Genomic DNA, 19,972 nt, shown 5'->3' with positions numbered 1-19,972 from the left:
GTTGTCACTCCGGGATGGCCCAATCGCGTAACTCCTGCAATTTGATATCTCGGTCCGGCCGACCCGAGTGCTTCCGGGTCAGATTGCGGACTTGTGGGGAGATTGCAGGAGTTATGCGCTCTCGCGAGAGGTGTGACACGGAAGAATAAGCTCGGAAGAGTAAGTACGGAAGAGTTATGCACAGGCGGCTGGAAGTGCTGTCCCCAGATTGGTTGCGGGGAGGTCACAGCCACTGGAGAATGACGACGATCGTCTGCATGAACCCATTCCTGACCTCCCTCGTTGGCCAATGCCGCATCGTCAGCCGACAAGACCTATTGAACAGCGGCATGCGACCCAAGCACATCACTGCTGCAGTGCGTAGCAATACGCTCATCCGAGTCCGCCGCGATCACTACGCCCTGCCGGGAACCGATCGCCACACCCTCGAGGCGGTTCGCGTCGGCGGGCGCGAAGCCTGCGTTTCGGCGGCCCGGGAGATCGGCTTCTTTGCCTTCGATTCGCAATTCACCCACGTGCATATCCCGCGGGAGGGCTCCCGTCTGCGCAGTCCCCGAAGTCGGCACGTTCCGTTGGCGGCCGCCCCGCGGGACGGCGTCGAGCTACACTGGTGGCCGCTCATCGACAGAACCGATGGCACCGAGTACTGCGTCGGGCCCCGCGACGTCCTCGCCCAGATTATCCAGTGCCAGGAACCTCGCTTTGCTCTCGCGGCGCTCGACACAGCCCTGCACGAGCACAAGATTCGGGCAGCCGACCTCGATGACATCTTCGCCCATGTCCCCGAGAAGCATGGCGGGCTGCGGTCCCGCATCGATGCGCGAGTGGATGCCGGCCAGGAGTCCATCGTGCGCGACCTGTTTCGTTCCGCCGGGTACCGCTGCGACATCCAGGTGTACATCGACCGGGTCGGCCGGGTCGATCTACTGGTCGAGGGCTGTGTGGTCGTTGAGGCGGACAGCCAGAGTCACCACAAAGCCTGGGACGAGCACATTCGCGACCGCACCCGAGACCGTTTGCTGGCAGCCCTCGGCTATGTCACACTCCGCGTGCTCTATCAAGACATCATGTTCGATCCGGAGGGCGTGCTTCGGGCAATTCAGAAGCTCGTCGACATTTGCCGGTATGGGAGTCCCCGAGTTTTCACTGCCGCCCAGACAACGGGCATCCGTGGCGCGTAACTCCTGCAGATTTTGCATAAGCCGGAAGAGAAGCCCGCAATGTGAGGCCTCACCGAGCGAAGGTGGCAATTTGCAGGAGTTATGCCTTAGGGAGGGCGGCAAACAGGCCCGGCAGGCGGGTGAGGGTGTCGATGCGGAGAACTCCGAGGCGTGCGGCATCATCTGTGTCGGCAGGGCCCACAGCGGATGCGCCGGCTCGGTCGAGCCAGACACCGGTCAGCCCCGCAGCGGCCGCGCCCAGCGCATCCGTGCGTAATCGATCTCCGACGTAGACCGCCGACTCCACGGGCACGTCGAACAGCGCGCAGGCGTGCTCAAAGATGCGCGCGTCGGGCTTGGCAAAACCGAGCGCGCCCGAGGTGACGACATGCTCGAACCGGTCGGCCAGGCCGACGCGACGAATCTTCTCGCCCTGAAAAACCGGGTCGCCGTTCGTGATGAGGCCAAAACGCACCCCGGGAATCATCTCGGCCAGCTCATCGATGCAGGGGAGCGCGTCGTCGTGCAGCCGCCAACTGGACCGGTAGCTCTCGAAATACTCGTCAAACCACAGATCCGCCTCGGCGTCGGTCAGTGCGATGCGGAATGACGCCGCGAAATCCTGGGCCCGGGCGCGGCGCTGACCGGCAAAGTCCAAATCGCCGGCGAGGTAGGAGTGATAATGCTCCTCCTCGAGCGCGTTCCACAGCACGGTCGCCGCCGTTCGGTCGCCGGACGCAAAGGCGCCGCCGACCCGGTCGAGGTGCAGCAGAATGCCCGCAGCGACTGCGTCCCGGTGCGAGAACAGGGTGTCGTCGAGGTCAAACAACACAACCCGCGGCACGGTCATCGGGCGAGGGCCGCGGCGGGCCAGCCGGGCTGCGGGGTGCGGTCATCGCCGGCCGCGAGGTGGCCCTGCCACGAGTCGGGGTAGCTTTTGTCGCGGTAGGCGGCGACGGACGGCGCGACGCCGGTATATCGAAACCCCGACTTCCACGCTGCTCGGGCTGACGCGACGTTTCCGAGCAGGCACTCCCAGTGCAGATCGTCGATAATCCCCTGTGCGAATGCCCAATCGGCGACGAGCCGTTGCGCTTCGGGAATGAGCCCGCGGCCACGGTGCGGGGCACCCAGCCAGAATCCGATTGACCCCACCCGGTGAACGGATGCGTCCACCGCGACGGATTCGCCCGTCAGGCGCAGCCCAATCACGCCCAGAAGTCCTGGCCCGGCAGGGTCCCGCAGTGCCCAGGTGTATTCCCGATCCGACAGCCAACCGTCGGGAACATACTCGAGGATGAACCCCGCGGCGTGCGCACGTTCGTAGGGCCACGGAACGGTCAAATAGCGTTCGAAGATCGGGTCCTGGCAGTAGTCGAAGACGCGGTCGGTGTCGCTGGCCGCTAGCTCGTCCAGCAGTACCAGCGGTGAGGAGAGCGAGAACGGCTGCATTAGCGAGGGGGTAGAAAGCCGACGCGGTCGTAGACGGTGGCCAGGGTCTCACTAGCGACATCAGAGGCCCGGGCCGCGTTGGACGCGAGAACCCGGTCGAGCTCGGCCGGGTCACCCAGCAGCTCGGCCACGCGCTGGCGGATCGGATCGAACGTACCCAGAACCACCTCGACGAGCCCCTTTTTCAGGTCGCCATACCCGCGGCCAGCGTATTCGTTCTCGATCGACTCGATCGACTCGCCGGCGAGCACGGAGTAGATCGTGAGCAGGTTGGCCACACCCGGCTTGTTCTCGCGGTCGAAGATTACGCCGCCGTCGGCATCCGTCACGGCCCGCATGATCTTCTTCCTGGTGACGCCGGGCTCATCGAGCAGCCAGATGATACCGGCATGCGACTCGGCCGACTTCGACATTTTCGACGTGGGATTCTGCAGGTCGTAGATCTTCGCGGTCTCCTTCACGATCGCCACCTCGGGAATAGTGAAGGTGTCGCCGAACCGTGAGTTGAAGCGCAGGGCGAGGTCGCGGGTGAGTTCCACGTGCTGGCGCTGATCTTCCCCGACCGGCACCACCGTGGTTTGGTACAGCAGGATGTCCGCCGCCATCAGCGTCGGGTAGGCGAACAGACCAACGGATGTCGCGTCGGCGCCGTGCCGCACGGACTTGTCCTTGAACTGCGTCATGCGGCTCGCCTCACCGAACCCGGTGATGGTGTTGAGCACCCAGGCCAGCTGCGCGTGCGCGGCGACGTGCGACTGCACGTACAGCGTCGAGGCCGACGGGTCGATGCCGGCGGCGATGTACTGCGCCGCCGTGCCGCGCGTGTTCTCGCGTAGCTTGGCGGGCTCCTGGGCGACGGTGATGGCGTGCAGGTCGACGATGGAGAAGAACGCGTCGTGCGTCTGCTGCAGCGACTTCCAGTTCAGGAGCGCGCCGATGTAATTGCCGATCTGCAGGGACTCGGCGGAGGGCTGCATGCCCGAATAGAGACGGGGTTTGGTCACGAGCGTGCGTCCTTCGAGAGGTCATAGTCGACGACGACGGGGGAGTGGTCGCTCCAGCGCTGGTCGTATGCTGCGGCCCGGTCGACCGCATAGTTCAGAACGGATGCCGCCAGCTGCGGGCTGGCGAGCTGGTAGTCGAGGCGCCACCCGGTGTCGGTGTCGAAGGCCTTGCCGCGCTGAGACCACCAGGTGTATGGCCCCTCGACCTCTCCGGCCCACCTACGTCCGACGTCGACCCAGCCCAGTCCGGCACCCGCGTTGTAGTGCGGGTCACCCTCGCTTCCGAGGATACGGTCGAAATACTCCCGCTCCTCCGGCAGAAAACCCGCGTGCTTCTTGTTGCCGCGCCAGTTCTTGATGTCGAGCGTGCGGTGGCCCACGTTGAGGTCGCCGAGCACGAGCGCGAGCGGGCTGTGCTCGGTCAGCTCGGGCAGCCGGGCTAACATGGCGTCGAGAAACTTGTACTTCTCGATCTGCTTCGGGGTGTCGGTCTCGCCGGAGTGCACGTAGGTGCTCACGACGGTGATCATCTGGCCGTCGACCTCGTAGTCGGCTTCGAGCCAGCGGCCGGCGCTGTCGAACTCTTCGGCGCCGAGGACAACCCGGTGAATGGATGCGCCCGCCCGGCTGGCGAGGGCGACACCGGCCCGGCCCTTGGCGGTGGCGGCGTCGTGCAGAATGTTCCAGTCCGGCCCCAGCAGACCCTCGAGGTCTTCGGTCGAGGCGCGGACCTCTTGAATGGCAAGAATGTCCACGTCGCGCTTGTTCAGCCAGTCGCCCATTCCCTTGCGGTACGCGGCTCGTACCCCGTTCGTGTTGATGCTGGCAATGCGCAGGGGTTTGGCTGAAGACATGGGTCAAGTCTAGTTAGCGCGCGTCTGCCGCATCGGCCAGGGCGTACTCCGTCACCCGAGCGTCGGCCGCCTTCACCCGGCGGCCAGCGGCCCACCGGGCATACCACGGCGACGTATCGAGGTCGGCCCGAGCCGCCGTGAGCTCGGCCTGCGCGGTCAGCCGGAGGGCGTCGTGCATCCGTTTCTCCTGCCGGTCTGCGGTCTCATCGGCGCTGAGCATGTGCGGCGGAATGCCCGCGTCGGCCATGCCGACCGCGATCCACGAGGCGGCGATGAGCGTCACGGAACTCACGAGGTTGAACCAGACCAGCAGACCGATGATTACGGCGAAGGTCGCCAGCAGCGGGTTGCGGCTGGCGCCACCGAGGAGCACGCCACCGAGAATTTTCAGGAGTCCGAGGGCGACAGCGCCGAGCAGCGCCCCGGCGAACAGGCGTCGTAACGGAATGCGTACCCGCGACAGCACCCGGAACAGGGCGGCGAGGGTGAGGGTGTCGATGACGAGCACGACTGCGAGGCCGATGCCGCGGGCGGACGCTTCGTAGAAGAACGAGTCCTGGGCAATCTGAAAGAGGTCGAACAGGGCGCCGAGCAGCGCGGTGCTCGCGAGGGAGACGAGCGCCGACACGACCAGGGCGAGCCCGAAGATCAGCCCGAGGCCGAGTTCGCGCAGCTTGACCCAGATGAAGAATGTGGTCTGTGGGGGCATGCCGAACACGGTCCGCACGGCCTGCGCGGTGGCCGAGAGCCAGCCCAGAGCGGTCAGGAGCAGTCCGACCAGGGCGATAGCGCCGGTCCAGGTCAGGATGCCCGCAGTGGCGAGCACCTCCGGATCGATGATGCCGTCGGTGCCGATCAGACCCGGAATCGACTGGTTGATGATGGCGTACAGGGCGTTGAGCAGCCCCTGGTTCGCGGTCAGAACGAGCCCAGCGATAGAGAAGCCCACCCAGACGGCGGCGAAAATGGCGAAGATGGCCTGATACGACATTCCGGCGGCCAGGATTCCGCCACCCACGGTGTTGAAATGGGTCAGCACCCGCACGGGGCGCCAGGCCAGAACGCGCTCTACCAGCTCTTTCACTGTGTCAGCTTAACCGCAGTGCTCGGTGTGGCGGCGAGGGCAGCCGCACGCGGCATCCGCTGCCCACACAATGACAGACACCCCCGTCGAATCGACGAGGGTGTCTAGTCACACAATCAATCGGCTATGCCTTGCCGCGCATAATGGCCTGCTTGACCTCGGCGATGGCCTGGGTCACCTGGATGCCGCGTGGGCAGGCTTCCGTGCAGTTGAAGGTCGTGCGGCAACGCCACACGCCTTCCTTGTCGTTGAGAATGTCCAGGCGCACGGCCGCATTCTCATCGCGGGAGTCGAAGATGAACCGGTGCGCATTGACGATTGCGGCCGGCCCGAAGTACTGGCCGTCGGTCCAGAACACCGGGCAGCTCGACGTGCACGCTGCACACAGAATGCACTTGGTGGTGTCGTCGAAACGGGCGCGCTGGGCGACCGTCTGAATGCGTTCTTTACCCTTCACCGGGGTGACGCTGTTCATGAGGAACGGCTGCACCGCCTTGAACGAGTCGAAGAACGGCTCCATGTCGACGATGAGGTCCTTCTCCAGCGGCAGGCCCTTGATGGCCTCCACGTAGATGGGCTTCGTGACGTCGAGGTCCTTCATGAGCGTTTTGCAAGCGAGACGATTGCGGCCGTTGATGCGCATGGCGTCCGAGCCGCAGACGCCGTGCGCACAGGAACGACGGAAGGTCAGCGACCCGTCCTGTTCCCACTTGATCTTGTGCAGCGCGTCGAGCACGCGGTCGGTCGGGTAGAGCTGCACGTCGAAATCCTGCCAGTGCGGCTCGTCGTCGACCTCGGGGTTGAACCGACGAATAATGAGCGTGACCGTGAAGGAGGCGATCTCTTCGGGGACGACGGGCTTCTGGTCAATCGTGGTGGTGCTCACTAGTACTTCCTCTCCATCGGCTGGTAACGGGTGATGACGACCGGTTTCCAGTCGAGCTTGATGTGGTCGGCGGCGTCCGCGCTCATCGCGTCACCCTGGAGATACGCCATGGTGTGCTTGAGATAGTTCACGTCATCGCGCACGAGGTAATCTTCGCGTTGGTGTCCGCCGCGGCTTTCCTTGCGGTTGCGCGCGGAGTACACGACGACCTCGGCGAGGTCGAGCAGAAAGCCGAGCTCAACGGCTTCGAGCAGGTCGGTGTTGAACCGACGGCCCTTGTCCTGCACACCAATGTTCTTGTAACGCTGGCGCAGCAGGTGGATGGTCTCGGTGACCTCGGCGAGCGACTCGTCGGTGCGGAACACCTGAGCCTTCTTGTCCATTTCTTCCTGCAGAATCTTGCGGAGCACGGCAATGCGTTCGGTTCCAGTCGATGAGCGGATACCTTCCAGCAGTTCGCGCACCTCCTTGGCCGGGTCTTCCGGCAGCGGAACGAACTCGGCCGTCTTGACGTACTCGACCGCGTTGATGCCGGCGCGCTTGCCGAACACGTTGATGTCGAGCAACGAGTTGGTGCCGAGACGGTTGGAGCCGTGCACCGAGACGCAGGCGCATTCGCCGGCGGCGTACAGGCCGGGAACGACCTGCTCGTTGTTACGCCAGACTTCGGCCTTCACATTGGTGGGGATGCCGCCCATCGCGTAGTGCGCGGTCGGCATGACCGGTACCGGCTCGGTGACCGGGTCGACGCCGAGATAGGTGCGGGCGAACTCGGTGATGTCGGGCAGCTTGGTCTCGAGCAGCTCCTTGCCGAGGTGCGTGCAGTCCAGATACAGGTAGTCCTTCTCCGGCCCGGCGCCGCGACCCTCAGCGACCTCCTTGAGCATGCAGCGCGAGACGATGTCACGCGGCGCGAGGTCCTTGATCGTCGGCGCGTACCGTTCCATGAACCGCTCACCGCTCGCGTTCCGCAGAATGGCTCCCTCGCCGCGGGCTCCCTCGGTCAGGAGGATGCCCAGCCCGGCAAGGCCGGTCGGGTGAAACTGGAAGAATTCCATGTCCTCGAGCGGCAGGCCCTTGCGCCAGACGATACCGACACCGTCACCGGTGAGGGTGTGCGCATTGGAGGTGGTCTTGTAGATCTTGCCGAAACCGCCGGTGGCGAAAATGAACGCCTTGCCCTGGAACACGTGCAGCTCGCCGGTCGACAGGTCGAGGGCGACCACGGCCGACGGCTGGTCGACACCATCGACGTTGGTCATGACGAGGTCGAGCACGTAGTACTCGTTGAAGAAGTTGATGCCGCGCTTGACACAGTTCTGGTAGAGCGTCTGCAAAATCATGTGGCCGGTGCGGTCGGCGGCGTAGCAGGAGCGGCGAACCGGGCTCTTGCCGTGGTCGCGGGTGTGACCGCCGAAGCGCCGCTGGTCGATCTTGCCATCCGGGGTGCGGTTGAACGGTAAGCCCATGTTCTCGAGATCGATGACGGCGTCGATGGCTTCCTTGGCCAGGATCTCGGCGGCGTCCTGGTCGACCAGGTAGTCGCCACCCTTGATCGTGTCGAAGGTGTGCCACTCCCAGTTGTCTTCCTCGACGTTGGCGAGGGCGGCAGCCATCCCGCCTTGCGCCGCACCGGTGTGCGAACGCGTCGGGTAGAGCTTGGAGATGACCGCCGTGCTGGCGTTGGGGCCGGCTTCGATGGCGGCACGCATGCCCGCTCCCCCCGCTCCCACAATGACGATGTCGTGCTGGTGGTAGTGCACGCCGTCTACGACGGTGGCCTCCGTAGTTGGAGTAGCGCCGGGAGGCGTTGTGGAAGAAGTCATATTTATGAGTGCAGCTCCTAGAGGGACGAACAGAACGAGGCGACGAGGTCGGCGGGCGCACCGGCGGGGCAGGGATCGAAGGTGAACACCACGAGGGTGCCGAGCACGATCAGCGAGACAACGCTGACCAGAATCGCGACCTTCAAGATGCCGCGGCTGATCCGCGCGGTGGCGTAGTCATTGACCAGGGTGCGCATACCGTTGCCGCCGTGAATGAGCGCGAGCCAGAGCAGGATGACGTCCCAGACCATCCAGAACGGGTTGGTGAGCTTGCCGGCGACGAACGCGAAGTTCAGGGCGCTGACGCCCTCGCCGATCATGAGATTGACGAACAGGTGGCCGAAGATGAGCACGACCAGCACGACGCCGGAGACACGCATGTAGATCCAGCCCCACTTTTCCAAGTTGACACCGCTCTTTTTCGTGCTGCGGCTATGCGGGCTGCGGGGAGCTTCGATTGTTGAAGTCATGTCTGTCGCCCCCTAGTGGCTGAACACGTTGATGAGGTGGCGCGGCACGAATGCCAGCATGGTGACGACCCAGAGGCCGATGACGACGTAGAACAGCACCCGCTGGTACTTGGCGTTCCAGAAGTCGATCAGAATGATGCGCAGTCCATTGAACGCGTGGAACACGATGGCGCCGACGAGTGCGACCTCACCGAGACCCATGATCGGCGTCTGATACTGCGCGATGACCGCGTTGTACGCTTCGGGGCTGACCCGCACGAGCGCCGTATCGAGAATATGAACGAGCAGAAAGAAGAAGATCGCGACGCCGGTGATGCGGTGCAATACCCACGACCACATGCCTGTGTTACCCCGATACAGGGTGCCGGCGGGGCGACGTGACGTCGTCTTCTGCTGAGAATCTAGGGTTCCTGCCGTCTGTGGCATGAACAACCCTCCCTGGCTGAATAATGGCTCTTTAGTGAGACCGAGAATGCGCTATAAGCACATGCCAGTATTCTACAAGCGGTCAGCCCACTCGTGCGGGTTAGGGTGACCTAACGCTGCATCGAAGGTGGTATGTGTGTGTCGGCGCGCACGGCCAGGCGCTCGTCGACGGCCTGCTCGTAGTACTCGACCAGTTCGGCGCAGACCGTCGGCCAGGAGCGCCCCAGTACAGCGCGACGCCCGGCTTCGCCCATGCGTGCCCGCAGCATCGGGTCACGCACAAGCTGGCACACCCAGTGCCGCAGATCGCGGTCGTCGTCGGGGCGAAACAGGTAGCCGTTCTCGCCGTGCGCCACGAGGTCGATCGGACCGCCTGCGTGCGGGGCCACCACGGGCAGCCCGGCGGCGTGCGCCTCTTGGATGGTCTGACCGAAGGTCTCCTCGGTGCCCGCGTGCACGAACACGTCGAAGCTCGCGTAGGCGACGGCGAGTTCGCGGCCGGAGAGTCGTCCCAGCCAGGTGACCGGCAGATCCGCGAGGGCACGCTGTATCGACGGAACGCTGGGCCCGTCACCGACGAGGGCCAAACGGATGCCCGATATCCCGCGCAGCGCACGCAGCCGCTCCACCTGCTTCTCCGGAGCCATTCGACCGACATAACCGACGATCACGTCGCGAGCGGCGCCCTCGGCGTGCGCAGCACGCGGGAGCGGCGCAATTCGTTCCCGCAGTGCCGTGACCGCCGGATCGTTCTTCAGGTTCGGGTGGAACCCCGTAAGGTCGACGCCGCGGGTCCACAGGGCCAGCCGCGGCACGCCGAGGCGCTGCAGCGCCGCCATCGACGACGATGACGGCACCAGGGTGCGGGTGGCGCCCTCGTGCACCCACTTCACGAATCGCCAGGCCAGCGCGGCGGCGGGGCCGAGATGATTTCGGTGAGCGTAGCCGGCGACATCCGTTTGAAAAATCGCGACAGAGGGAATGTCGAGCCGGTTGGCCGCACTGATGCCCTGGGCCCCGAGCAGAAACGGCGACGCGGCATGCAACACATCGGGGCGAAAATCGGCGAGCAGCTTCTGCACCTGCGGACTCGGCATGCCGACCGGAAACTCGCGGTAGTTGAACGCGGAGACGGTATGCACCGGAAATCCGGCATATTCGGCCGGGGCGCCGGCGGGCGCGATGACCATGGCGTCGTGTCCGGTGGCCGCCAGGTGCTCCAGAACCTTGCAGACACTGGTGGTCACCCCGCTGATGGTGGGGAGAAAACTTTCGCTGATGACTGCGATCCGCATGTTTGGAGGGTAGGTAATGGGCATTGCCGCCGGGTGACCGGCGCATGAACAGTCGTGTCGGGGCCGCCCGATAGTCTGGACCAATGATTACGTCCAGTGAGCCCCTCGACCGCCTGTACAGCGTGATTCCCGCCGGCGGCATCGGCTCTCGTCTGTGGCCGCTGTCACGAGCGGACGCCCCCAAATTTCTGCACGACCTCACCGGCTCGGGCCAGACGCTGCTGCGCGACACCTGGGATCGTCTCGTTCCGCTCTCGAGCGAGCAGCGCATCATGGTCGTCACCGGGCGTGCCCATCGCTCCGCCGTCGAACAGCAGTTGCCCGAACTGGCCGATCCGAACGTCGTGCTCGAGAGCGAACCGCGCGACTCGACCGCCGCGATCGGCCTCGCGGCGGCTATCTTGCAGCTGCGCGAACCCGGAGTGATCATTGGATCGTTCCCGGCGGACCAGGTCATCAAGGGCGACGCCCTGTTCCGCTCGGCCGTGACGGAGGCGGTGGCCGCGGCGGATGCCGGCTATATCGTCACGATCGGCATCCGGCCGACCGAAGCCGCGATCGGCTTCGGCTACATCAAGAGCGCCGCCGCGCTGGCGGTCGATGGCGCCCCGACCGCACTGGCCGTCGACTCCTTCGTGGAGAAGCCGAGCCCCGAGGTCGCTGAACGGTACCTCGCTGATGGCAATTACCTGTGGAACGCGGGGATCTTCATCGCCCGCGCCGACCGCTTGCTGGCCGAGATCGCGTCGACTGAGCCCGAGTTGCACGCCGGGCTCATGAGGCTCGCCGAGGCCTGGGACACCCCGGCCCGCGGCGCCGTGGTCGATCAGGTCTGGCCGACCCTCAAGAAGATCGCCATTGACTATTCGGTCGCTGAACCGGCCGCAGCGGCCGGCAAGCTCGTGGTGATTCCCGGCCAGTTCGACTGGGACGACGTTGGCGACTTCGCGTCGATCGCCAAGCTGCATTCCGGCGGCCGCAAGTCCAACCTCGCCATCCTCGGCGACGGTGCCCGGGTGCTCGCCGACTCGTCGAGCGGCATCGTGGTCAGCCACACCGGTCGTATGATCGCGCTCATCGGTGTCGAAGATATCGTCGTAATCGACACCCCGGACGCCCTGCTGGTCACGACGAGCGCGAACGCCCAAAAGGTCAAGGCGGTTGTCGACGCGCTCAAGCTGTCCGGTTCCAGCGACGTGCTCTAGCCCGGTTCTGGCTAGAATTCCAGTTCATGATTAAGGGAGTGTCAATGCGTCGCTTGATTGCTGTTTCTGCCCTCGCGGTATCCGCTGTGCTGCTGGCCGGTTGCGCGCAGGCGCCGACACCCACCGCGACAACGGATGCGACGGCGCCGGACTATTGCGCCCGCATGGTCACGAACTCGGGTGGGCTCGATGACCGCTCATTCAACCAGTCCAGCTGGGAGGGGCTGCAGGAGGCGGCGACGAAGTACAACATCGACACCGAGGCGATCGTGTCGACGTCAGAGACCGACCTGGCGCCCAACGTGAGCCAGGCCGTCGCGACCGGATGCCAGTTCGTCCTCACCGTCGGCTTCGAACTCGCCGACGCCACCCTCGCCGAGGCGACCGCCAACCCCGACGTGCACTTCGCGATCGTCGACGAAGTCGTCGATGCGCCCAACGTGAAACCGATCGTCTTCGACACGGCCCAGGCCGCGTTTCTAGCCGGTTACCTCGCCGCCGGCGTGAGCAAGACCGGCATTGTGGCCACCTTCGGTGGCGGCAACCAGCCGCCTGTCACCCTGTTCATGGACGGCTTCGTCGACGGCGTCGCCATGTACAACGACAAGCACAAAGCTGCCGTGCAGGTGCTCGGCTGGAACAAGGACACCCAGGACGGCAGTTTCACGGGTGACTTCGAGGACGTCAACAAGGGGAAGGCTCTCGCCCAGTCGTTCATCGACCTGGGCGCCGACATCATCCTGCCGGTGGCGGGCCAGGTGGGGCAGGGCGCAGCGGCTGCTGCGATCGAGACCCCGGGCGTCTCCATTATTTGGGTCGACAACGACGGATACGTCACCCTGCCGACCCAGTTTCAGTCGGTCGTGCTCACCAGCGTGCTGAAAAATACGTCGGCGGCGGTCGTGGAAGCGATCGGAGCCGACCTGGACGGTAACTTCGACAATGCGCCGTTCGTCGGCACGCTCGAGAACGGCGGCGTCGAAATTGCTGACTTCCATGATCAGTCCGCCCTGGTCTCGGTGGAATTGGTCGGCGAAATCGAGCAGATACGGTCCGCGATCATAGCGGGGATCATCACCGTGACGGGCCCGAGTTCGCCCCAATAGCGGGAGATTCGGTTCCACAATGTCGCGGCTTGGTAACGACTCGGTCGCGCACCCACATTGCTCATCTGCGCAGCGCCAGATTGGGTAACGTGGATCGCATCACGCCCGTGCGATCTCGCTGGGCAGCACACTGGAGGCCCTCTTGACAATTTCGACCCGTAAGACCGTACTTGCCGGTCTTGCCATCTTCGGTACCGTGGCGATGCTCGCCGCCTGTGCTCAAGCGCCCGCAACCACCGACGGCACCAACGCCGCCGCCAGCGACTTCCTGCCCTGCATGGTGTCCGACGAGGGCGGATTCGACGACCAGTCCTTCAACCAGCTCGGCTTCGAGGGCCTCACCGCGGCCTCCACCGAACTCGGCGTGACGCCGAAAACTGTCGAATCCGCAGCGGAGACCGACTACCAGTCGAACGTTCAGAACCTGGTCGACCAGGGCTGCAACCTCATCGTGACGGTCGGTTTCAACCTCGCCGCCGCCACCGTGGAGTCGGCTCTGGCCAACCCCGAAGTGAATTACGCCATCATCGACAACGATGCCGACCTGGATTTCAACGGCAAGGTTGACGCGCCGAACATCAAGCCAATCCTGTTCGACACGGCACCGGCCGGATTCATGGCCGGCTATGCCGCTGCCGGATACAGCAAGACCGCCGTCGTAGGTACCTATGGCGGATTGCAGATCCCCCCGGTCACCATTTTCATGGACGGCTTCGCTGACGGCGTCGCATACTACAACGACCAGAACGGCACCTCCGTTCAGACGATCGGCTGGGACGTCGCCTCGCAGACCGGATCGTTCACCGGTGGCTTCGCGGCCGGCGTCGAATCGCTCGCCAAGGCCCAGGCCCTGATCGACCAAAATGCTGACGTGCTCCTGCCCGTTGGTGGACCGATCTTCCTGAGCGCTATCGAAGCGATCAAGAGCTCGGGTAAGGACATCGCCATGGTCGGTGTTGACGCCGACCTGTTCGAGACCAACCCCGCCGACTCCGGTGTGTTCCTCACCAGCATCCTGAAGGACATCAAGCTCGCCGTGTCCGACGTTGTGACGGCATCCGGATCCGGTACGTTCGACGCGACCGCCTACGTTGGAACCCTCGACAATGAAGGCGTGGGCATCGCACCGTTCCACGACTTCGAGTCCAAGGTTCCCGCGTCGATGATCGACGACGTCGACGCCATCAAGGCCGGCATCATCGACGGTTCGATCACGGTCGAATCGCCCGCTTCGCCCAAGCAGTAATAGGCTCATGGAAATGGGGAGGCCGAGTATTCGGCCTCCCCATTTCATGTCCCTCGTGCAGTCCCGCATGCTCGACCCAAGAATTCAGGATGAATGAAGCTCGAACTTCGCGGCATCACCAAGCGCTTTGGTGCGCTGGTCGCCAACAACAACATCTCCCTCACCGTCGCGTCGGGTGAAATTCATGCCCTTTTGGGTGAGAATGGCGCTGGCAAGTCCACCTTGATGAATGTCTTGTACGGCCTGTATATCGCCGAAGAAGGCGATATTCTGCTGGACGACGTGGTGCAGAAGTTTGCTGGCCCTGGCGACGCCATGAACGCGGGAATCGGGATGGTGCACCAGCACTTCATGCTCGTCCCGGTGTTCACCGTCGCCGAGAATGTCGTGCTCGGCCACGAGCAAACCACCTTCGGCGGCCGCCTCGACCTGAGCGCGGCCCGGGCCAAGGTGCGCGAGATCTCTGACCGTTTCGGCTTCGACATCGACCCCGACGCCCTGATCGAAGACCTGCCGGTCGGTGTTCAGCAGCGAGTGGAGATTATCAAGGCGCTGTCTCAGGATGCGAAGGTGCTGGTCTTCGACGAACCGACCGCCGTGCTCACTCCGCAAGAAACCGACGAGCTCATGATCATCATGCGACAGCTCGCCGAGTCCGGCACCTCGATCGTGTTCATCACGCACAAACTGCGGGAGGTGCGCGCCGTCGCCGACCGTATCACCGTCATCCGCTTGGGAACCGTCGTCGGTGAGGCGTCGCCGACCGCGACGAACGCGGAGCTGGCCTCGCTCATGGTCGGCCGCGCCGTCGAGCTGACGGTGCACAAGAGCGCCCCCGAACTGCGCGGAACCGCCCTGTCGGTGAAAAACCTCTCGGTGATCGACTCCCGCAACCAGATCGTCGTCAACAGTGTGAGCTTCGACGTGCAGGCCGGTGAAGTGCTCGCCATCGCCGGCGTTCAGGGCAACGGCCAAACCGAGCTGACCGAAGCCCTGCTGGGGCTGCAGCAGCACGTCACGGGGTTGATCGAACTCGACGGGAAACCGTTGCGCGGCTACAGCGTGCGGCACATTCTTGATTCAGGAGTCGGGTTCGTGCCCGAAGACCGCACGGAAGACGGCCTGATCGCCGACTTCAGCATCGCCGAGAACCTCATGCTCGACCGCAGTTCCGGGGCTCCGTTCGTGAAGGCCGGCAACCTGCAGCTGGGATTCCGGGCTAAGTTCGCCGCGGAGAAGATTGCGGAATTCGATATTCGGTCGCAGGGCAGTGAGATGGAGGCCGGCCGGCTGTCCGGCGGCAACCAACAGAAGGTCGTACTCGCGCGGGAACTGAGCCGAGAACTGCGATTGTTCGTGGCGGCGCAGCCGACTCGGGGGCTCGATGTCGGGTCGATCGAATTCGTGCACACGCGCGTCATCGAAACCCGGGACTCCGGCATTCCGGTGATCGTTGTATCCACCGAGCTCGACGAGGTCGTCGCTCTCGCAGACCGCATCGCGGTGATGTATCGAGGAGAAATCGTGGGAATCGTGCCCGGTAACACCCCCCGCGCCACGCTCGGCCTCATGATGGCCGGCGAACACGCCCCGGCGACGGAGTCCGGACTGTGAGCGCCACGACGACCACTGCGCCGGCGGGCCGTGACAGCAGAAAGGACGGTTCTGAGCGCTGGACCCAGACGCTGCGTGACATCACCGGCGGCAGCGCCATGATCTCCGTCCTCGCTGTCCTCTTCGCGCTCGTGGTCGGCGCCATACTGATCGCGTTCACCAATGAACGCGTGCAGGAGACCGCCGGATACTTCTTCTCGCGTCCGACAGACCTGCTTCGAGCCGTCTGGGACGCTGTCGCGGGGGCGTACTCCGCCCTGTTCCAGGGCTCGATTTACAACTTCCGCGCCACGAACTTTCTCACCGCGATTCGCCCATTGACCGAGACTCTCACCTTCGCTACCCCGCTGATCGCGGCCGGTCTCGGTGTCGGACTCGCTTTCCGGGTCGGCATGTTCAACATCGGTGGCCGCGGGCAGATGCTCATCGCTGCCGGGGCCGCAGGGTGGGTTGCCTTCGCGGTGGAGCTGCCCGCTGGCATCCATTTGATCGTTGCCATCCTGGCCGGACTGCTCGGCGGCGCCATCTGGGGCGGAATCGTGGGCCTGCTCAAGGCGCGTACCGGAGCCCACGAGGTGATCGTCACGATCATGCTCAACTTTGTGGCCCTCTATCTCATTCAGTTCCTGCTGCGCACCCCGGGCGCCCTGCAGGCTCCAGGGAGCAACAACCCGAAGACCCCGGCCATGGCAGCCACCGCGGTGTTTCCCGACCTGTTCGGGCCGAGGTACAACCTGCACGCCGGTTTTCTCACGGTCGTCGCGGCCACGATTTTCGTCTGGTGGCTGCTGAGTCGCTCCAACCTCGGGTTTCAGTTTCGCGCCGTCGGGCAGAACCCGAGCGCGGCTCGGGTGGCCGGCATCAACGTGAAGAACGTCTACCTGTATGCGATGGCCATTTCGGGCGCGCTCGTGGGCCTGGCCGGCATCAATCAGGTGCTCGGCACGGTGACCACCGGGTTCGGGTCCGGCATCGACGCTGGTATCGGCTTCGACGCCATCACCGTCGCCCTGCTCGGTCGTTCAAAACCCTGGGGTATCTTCGCCGCCGGCATCCTCTTCGGTGCATTCAAAGCCGGTGGGTTCGCCATGCAGGCTGCTGAGGGTGTGCCGATCGATATCGTCGTGGTCGTGCAGGCTCTTATCGTGCTGTTCATCGCGGCCCCGCCGCTGGTGCGCGCCATGTTCCACCTGCCCACACCCGGCACCTCCAGGAAACCCAAAATTCGCGCTGTCAAGACGCGCCAGACCAACGAGGTGGTGGCGAAATGAGCACTCTCACACAGAGCTCCGCTCCGGCTTCGACCCCGATCGTGAAGCCAGCGGCGCAGATTCGCAGTTGGAAGATTCCGATCACCTTCGGCAGCTTCGCCGTGCTGTCGCTGTTTCTGTTCGTCGTGCTCGGGCGCGGCCTGCGCGGTGAACTCAGCACCTTCCGCCTGTCCGAAGGACGCGACCTGATCCAACTGCCCGAGGTTGCCCTGCCGACCTTCGCTACCGGCGTGTTCGTCGCCGTCGTCCTCGTGCTCATGGCCGCGGCGTCGGCCTGGCTGGTCTACCGTCATACCAAGATTCCGATCGTGTTGACCATCCTGTTCGCGCTTCTGTTCCTGGTCGGATTTCTGGCTTGGGCGGCGTCCGGCTCCACGATTCCGGTGCCCGGACTGCTGATCGGAACGGTCACCCTGAGCGCACCGCTCATCTTCGGCGCCCTCGGCGGGGTGCTCTCAGAACGTGCCGGCGTCGTCAACGTGGCCATTGAGGGTCAGCTGCTGGCCGGAGCTTTCAGCTCGGCCGTTGTGGCCTCCGCCACGGGCAACCCCTACCTCGGCCTGCTCGCGGCCATGGTCGCCGGTGCGCTCGTGTCGATGGTGCTGGCCGCCTTCGCCCTCAAATACCTCGTCGATCAGGTCATCGTCGGTGTCGTGCTCAACGTGCTCGTGATCGGCCTGACCAGTTTTCTCTACTCGCAGGTGCTCGCGCCGAGCGCCAACCTCAACTCTCCGGATGTCTTTCCCCGACTCAACGTTCCGTTCCTCAGCGAAATCCCCATCATCGGTCCGGTGCTGTTTCGCCAGACCATCATCGTCTACGTCATGTACGTCGCGATTGCCCTGGTGTATTTCGGTCTGTTTCGCACCAAGTGGGGCCTGCGCGTGCGGGCCGTGGGGGAGCATCCGCAGGCCGCCGACACGGTCGGCATCAACGTCAACCGCACACGCTTCATCGCCGTCACCCTGGGCGGCGTCATCTCCGGTTTCGGCGGCGCGTACTTCACGCTCGGCGCGGTCGGTGCGTTCAACAAAGAAATGACCAACGGCATGGGCTTCATCGCCCTGGCCGCGGTGATCTTCGGCCAATGGCATCCGATCAAGGCCACCCTCGCGGCGCTTCTGTTCGGCTTCGCAACCAACCTGCAAAACGTGCTGGGCATCATCGGCTCTCCCGTTCCGAGCGAATTCATGCTCATGTTGCCCTACGTCGTGACGATCTTCGCCGTCGCCGGGTTCGTCGGCCGCTCGCGGGCGCCCGCCGCCGACGGAAAGCCGTACATCAAGTGAGCACGGTGACCGTCGACTGGGCCTCGCTGCGCGAGGTCGCCCTGGCCGCCATGAAGACCGCCTACGTGCCGTACTCGAAGTTTCCGGTCGGCGTTGCCGCGCTCGTCACAGACGGGCGGGTCATCAGCGGATGCAACGTGGAGAACGCCTCCTACGGCCTCACCCTCTGCGCGGAGTGCGGTCTGGTCTCGGCGCTGCATCGAAGCGGTGGCGGCCAGCTCGTCGCGTTCACCTGCGTCGACGGCAGCGGCGGCATTCTCATGCCGTGCGGTCGCTGCCGACAGCTGCTCTACGAACACTCCGCGCCGGGCATGTTGCTCGAAACCGTGTCGGGGGTCAAGACCATCGACGAAGTGCTTCCGGATGCCTTCGGACCGCGGCAACTCACCGACTACCGCGCAGCCACCGCTTCCTAAGGAGTCTCACATGACCGCCATCGAAGCGTTTGACGCCGTCGACCTCATTCACACCAAGCGCGATCGCGGCGAACTCAGCGAGCCGCAGATCAACTGGCTGATCGACGCATACACGCGCGGCTATGTCGGCGACGAGCAGATGGCCGCTATGACCATGGCAATCTTTCTGAACGGCATGACCCGTCACGAGATTCGCGCCCTCACCATGGCCATGCTCGCGAGCGGCGAGCGGATGAGCTTTGCCGGCCTCGGCAAGCCGACCACCGACAAGCACTCCACCGGCGGTGTCGGCGACAAGATCACCCTGCCACTGATGCCGCTCGTCGCGGTGTTCGGGGCGGCCGTGCCGCAGCTCTCCGGCCGCGGCCTCGGCCACACCGGAGGTACCCTCGACAAGCTCGAGTCGATCCCGGGCTGGCGTGCCAACCTCACCAACGCCGAGATGCTCAAGCAGTTGCAGGAGATCGGCGGGGTGGTCTGCGCGGCCGGCAGCGGCCTGGCCCCGGCCGACGGCAAGCTCTACGCCCTGCGTGACATCACCGGCACGGTCGAGTCGATTCCGCTGATCGCGTCGTCCATCATGTCGAAGAAGATCGCCGAGGGCACCAGCGCACTCGTGCTCGACGTCAAGTACGGCTCCGGCGCCTTTCTGAAAGACATCGAGCGGTCGCGGGAGCTGGCACGCACGATGGTGGAGCTCGGCGAAGATGCCGGGGTGGCGACATCCGCTCTGCTGACCAACATGAACGTGCCGCTGGGACGTGCGATCGGTAACGCCAACGAGGTGCGCGAGTCGGTCGAGGTACTCGCCGGCGGCGGCCCGGCCGACGTGGTGGAGCTCACCGTCGCCCTGGCGGCGGAGATGCTGTCCCTGGCCGGGATCACCGATGTCGATGTCGCGGCGGCCCTCACGGATGGCCGAGCGATGGACAAATGGCGTGCCGTGATTCGGGCGCAGGGCGGCGACCCGGATGCCGCGTTGCCGGTCGCGCGTGAGACTCACGTCGTGCTCGCCGAGCGGAGCGGCGTGCTGGTCGAACAGCAGGCCCTGCCGTTCGGCGTCGGCGCCTGGCGGCTCGGTGCGGGGCGGGCGCGCAAGCAGGATCCCGTGCAGCATGCCGCCGGAATCGACCTGCACGCCAAGCCGGGCGACACCGTAGTCAAGGGTCAGCCGCTGTTTACGCTCAGCGCCGATGAGCCCGAGCGGTTCGCACGGGCGCTTGCCGCCGTCGAGGGAGCCTGGCGCATCGGTGACCCGGGGGAGCGCGTGCAGGATGGCGGTCCGCTGATCGCGGAACGCATCGGGAGCCGCTAGCGGCGGCACGATCGCCGGCGGTCGCCCCTGCAAAGCGGCGCGTCAGGGCCGCG

General features: G+C 64.8%; 19 protein-coding genes. 9 read left to right on the top strand and 10 right to left on the bottom strand.

The window, feature by feature from the left end:
- Nucleotides 1–257: 257 nt before the first annotated feature.
- Nucleotides 258–1,181: an endonuclease domain-containing protein gene (locus E3N85_RS05650; RefSeq protein ID WP_166783868.1), complete on the top strand. Its 924-nt coding sequence runs from the start codon at nt 258–260 to the stop codon at nt 1,179–1,181.
- A 79-nt stretch (nt 1,182–1,260) separates the two neighbouring features.
- On the opposite strand, the gene E3N85_RS05645 is transcribed toward E3N85_RS05650, so the two are convergent.
- The 10 genes from E3N85_RS05645 to E3N85_RS05600 all read right to left on the bottom strand — a co-directional run bounded on the left by E3N85_RS05645 (nt 1,261) and on the right by E3N85_RS05600 (nt 10,457).
- Complete coding sequence (locus tag E3N85_RS05645) at nt 1,261–2,010, bottom strand: HAD family hydrolase (protein ID WP_134460485.1); 750 nt, start codon at nt 2,008–2,010, stop codon at nt 1,261–1,263.
- The gene (locus tag E3N85_RS05640) at nt 2,007–2,612 is read right to left on the bottom strand and encodes a GNAT family N-acetyltransferase (protein WP_134460482.1); all 606 of its coding nucleotides are present in this window, start codon (nt 2,610–2,612) and stop codon (nt 2,007–2,009) included. Before E3N85_RS05640 ends, E3N85_RS05645 begins: the two co-directional genes overlap by 4 nt.
- Nucleotides 2,612–3,616 carry a tryptophan--tRNA ligase gene (trpS, locus tag E3N85_RS05635; RefSeq protein WP_134460479.1) on the bottom strand — a complete coding sequence of 335 codons (1,005 nt, stop codon included), beginning with the start codon at nt 3,614–3,616 and terminating at the stop codon, nt 2,612–2,614. The genes E3N85_RS05640 and trpS overlap by 1 nt, the downstream gene beginning before the upstream one ends.
- Nucleotides 3,613–4,470 (bottom strand): exodeoxyribonuclease III, encoded by an 858-nt coding sequence (locus tag E3N85_RS05630; RefSeq protein WP_134460476.1) that lies wholly within the window; start codon nt 4,468–4,470, stop codon nt 3,613–3,615. The genes trpS and E3N85_RS05630 overlap by 4 nt, the downstream gene beginning before the upstream one ends.
- A 13-nt stretch (nt 4,471–4,483) precedes the next feature.
- Complete coding sequence (locus E3N85_RS05625) at nt 4,484–5,554, bottom strand: YihY/virulence factor BrkB family protein (protein ID WP_134460473.1); 1,071 nt, start codon at nt 5,552–5,554, stop codon at nt 4,484–4,486.
- A gap of 124 nt (nt 5,555–5,678) precedes the next feature.
- Entirely contained in the window at nt 5,679–6,440 is a 762-nt protein-coding gene (locus E3N85_RS05620) for a succinate dehydrogenase iron-sulfur subunit (RefSeq protein ID WP_134460470.1), read from the bottom strand.
- Nucleotides 6,440–8,266, bottom strand: a complete 1,827-nt coding sequence (gene sdhA / locus E3N85_RS05615) for a succinate dehydrogenase flavoprotein subunit (RefSeq protein ID WP_134460467.1) — start codon at nt 8,264–8,266, stop codon at nt 6,440–6,442. Before sdhA ends, E3N85_RS05620 begins: the two co-directional genes overlap by 1 nt.
- Before the next feature lie 17 nt (nt 8,267–8,283).
- Complete coding sequence (locus tag E3N85_RS05610) at nt 8,284–8,736, bottom strand: succinate dehydrogenase hydrophobic membrane anchor subunit (RefSeq protein ID WP_134460464.1); 453 nt, start codon at nt 8,734–8,736, stop codon at nt 8,284–8,286.
- Between the two features lie 12 nt (nt 8,737–8,748).
- Nucleotides 8,749–9,162, bottom strand: a complete 414-nt coding sequence (gene sdhC, locus E3N85_RS05605) for a succinate dehydrogenase, cytochrome b556 subunit (RefSeq protein ID WP_134460461.1) — start codon at nt 9,160–9,162, stop codon at nt 8,749–8,751.
- A 110-nt stretch (nt 9,163–9,272) separates the two neighbouring features.
- On the bottom strand, nt 9,273–10,457 hold the full coding sequence (locus E3N85_RS05600) for a glycosyltransferase family 1 protein (protein WP_134460458.1): 1,185 nt from the start codon (nt 10,455–10,457) through the stop codon (nt 9,273–9,275).
- Nucleotides 10,458–10,540: 83 nt separating this feature from the next.
- Here E3N85_RS05600 and E3N85_RS05595 point away from each other — a divergent pair, with 83 nt between their 5' ends.
- The 8 genes from E3N85_RS05595 to E3N85_RS05560 all read left to right on the top strand — a co-directional run bounded on the left by E3N85_RS05595 (nt 10,541) and on the right by E3N85_RS05560 (nt 19,919).
- Nucleotides 10,541–11,662: a mannose-1-phosphate guanylyltransferase gene (locus tag E3N85_RS05595; RefSeq protein WP_134460456.1), complete on the top strand. Its 1,122-nt coding sequence runs from the start codon at nt 10,541–10,543 to the stop codon at nt 11,660–11,662.
- 44 nt (nt 11,663–11,706) lie between these two features.
- Nucleotides 11,707–12,768, top strand: a complete 1,062-nt coding sequence (locus tag E3N85_RS05590; RefSeq protein WP_134460453.1) for a BMP family protein — start codon at nt 11,707–11,709, stop codon at nt 12,766–12,768.
- Nucleotides 12,769–12,910: 142 nt separating this feature from the next.
- The gene (locus E3N85_RS05585; RefSeq protein WP_134460450.1) at nt 12,911–14,014 is read left to right on the top strand and encodes a BMP family protein; all 1,104 of its coding nucleotides are present in this window, start codon (nt 12,911–12,913) and stop codon (nt 14,012–14,014) included.
- A gap of 93 nt (nt 14,015–14,107) precedes the next feature.
- The gene (locus tag E3N85_RS05580) at nt 14,108–15,628 is read left to right on the top strand and encodes an ABC transporter ATP-binding protein (RefSeq protein WP_134460447.1); all 1,521 of its coding nucleotides are present in this window, start codon (nt 14,108–14,110) and stop codon (nt 15,626–15,628) included.
- On the top strand, nt 15,625–16,899 hold the full coding sequence (locus tag E3N85_RS05575) for an ABC transporter permease (RefSeq protein ID WP_241978317.1): 1,275 nt from the start codon (nt 15,625–15,627) through the stop codon (nt 16,897–16,899). Before E3N85_RS05580 ends, E3N85_RS05575 begins: the two co-directional genes overlap by 4 nt.
- On the top strand, nt 16,896–18,188 hold the full coding sequence (locus tag E3N85_RS05570; protein WP_134460444.1) for an ABC transporter permease: 1,293 nt from the start codon (nt 16,896–16,898) through the stop codon (nt 18,186–18,188). Before E3N85_RS05575 ends, E3N85_RS05570 begins: the two co-directional genes overlap by 4 nt.
- Entirely contained in the window at nt 18,185–18,604 is a 420-nt protein-coding gene (locus tag E3N85_RS05565) for a cytidine deaminase (RefSeq protein WP_370289085.1), read from the top strand. Before E3N85_RS05570 ends, E3N85_RS05565 begins: the two co-directional genes overlap by 4 nt.
- 10 nt (nt 18,605–18,614) lie before the next feature.
- Nucleotides 18,615–19,919, top strand: coding sequence for a thymidine phosphorylase (locus E3N85_RS05560; protein ID WP_134460441.1), 1,305 nt, complete (start codon nt 18,615–18,617; stop codon nt 19,917–19,919).
- The last annotated feature ends 53 nt before the right edge of the window (nt 19,920–19,972 follow it).

Source organism: Cryobacterium sp. Hz9 (genome assembly GCF_004402825.1).
Taxonomy (GTDB): Bacteria; Actinomycetota; Actinomycetes; order Actinomycetales; family Microbacteriaceae; genus Cryobacterium; species Cryobacterium gelidum.
Note: the sequence above shows the minus strand (reverse complement) of the source record. Positions and strands in the feature narration are given on the sequence as shown.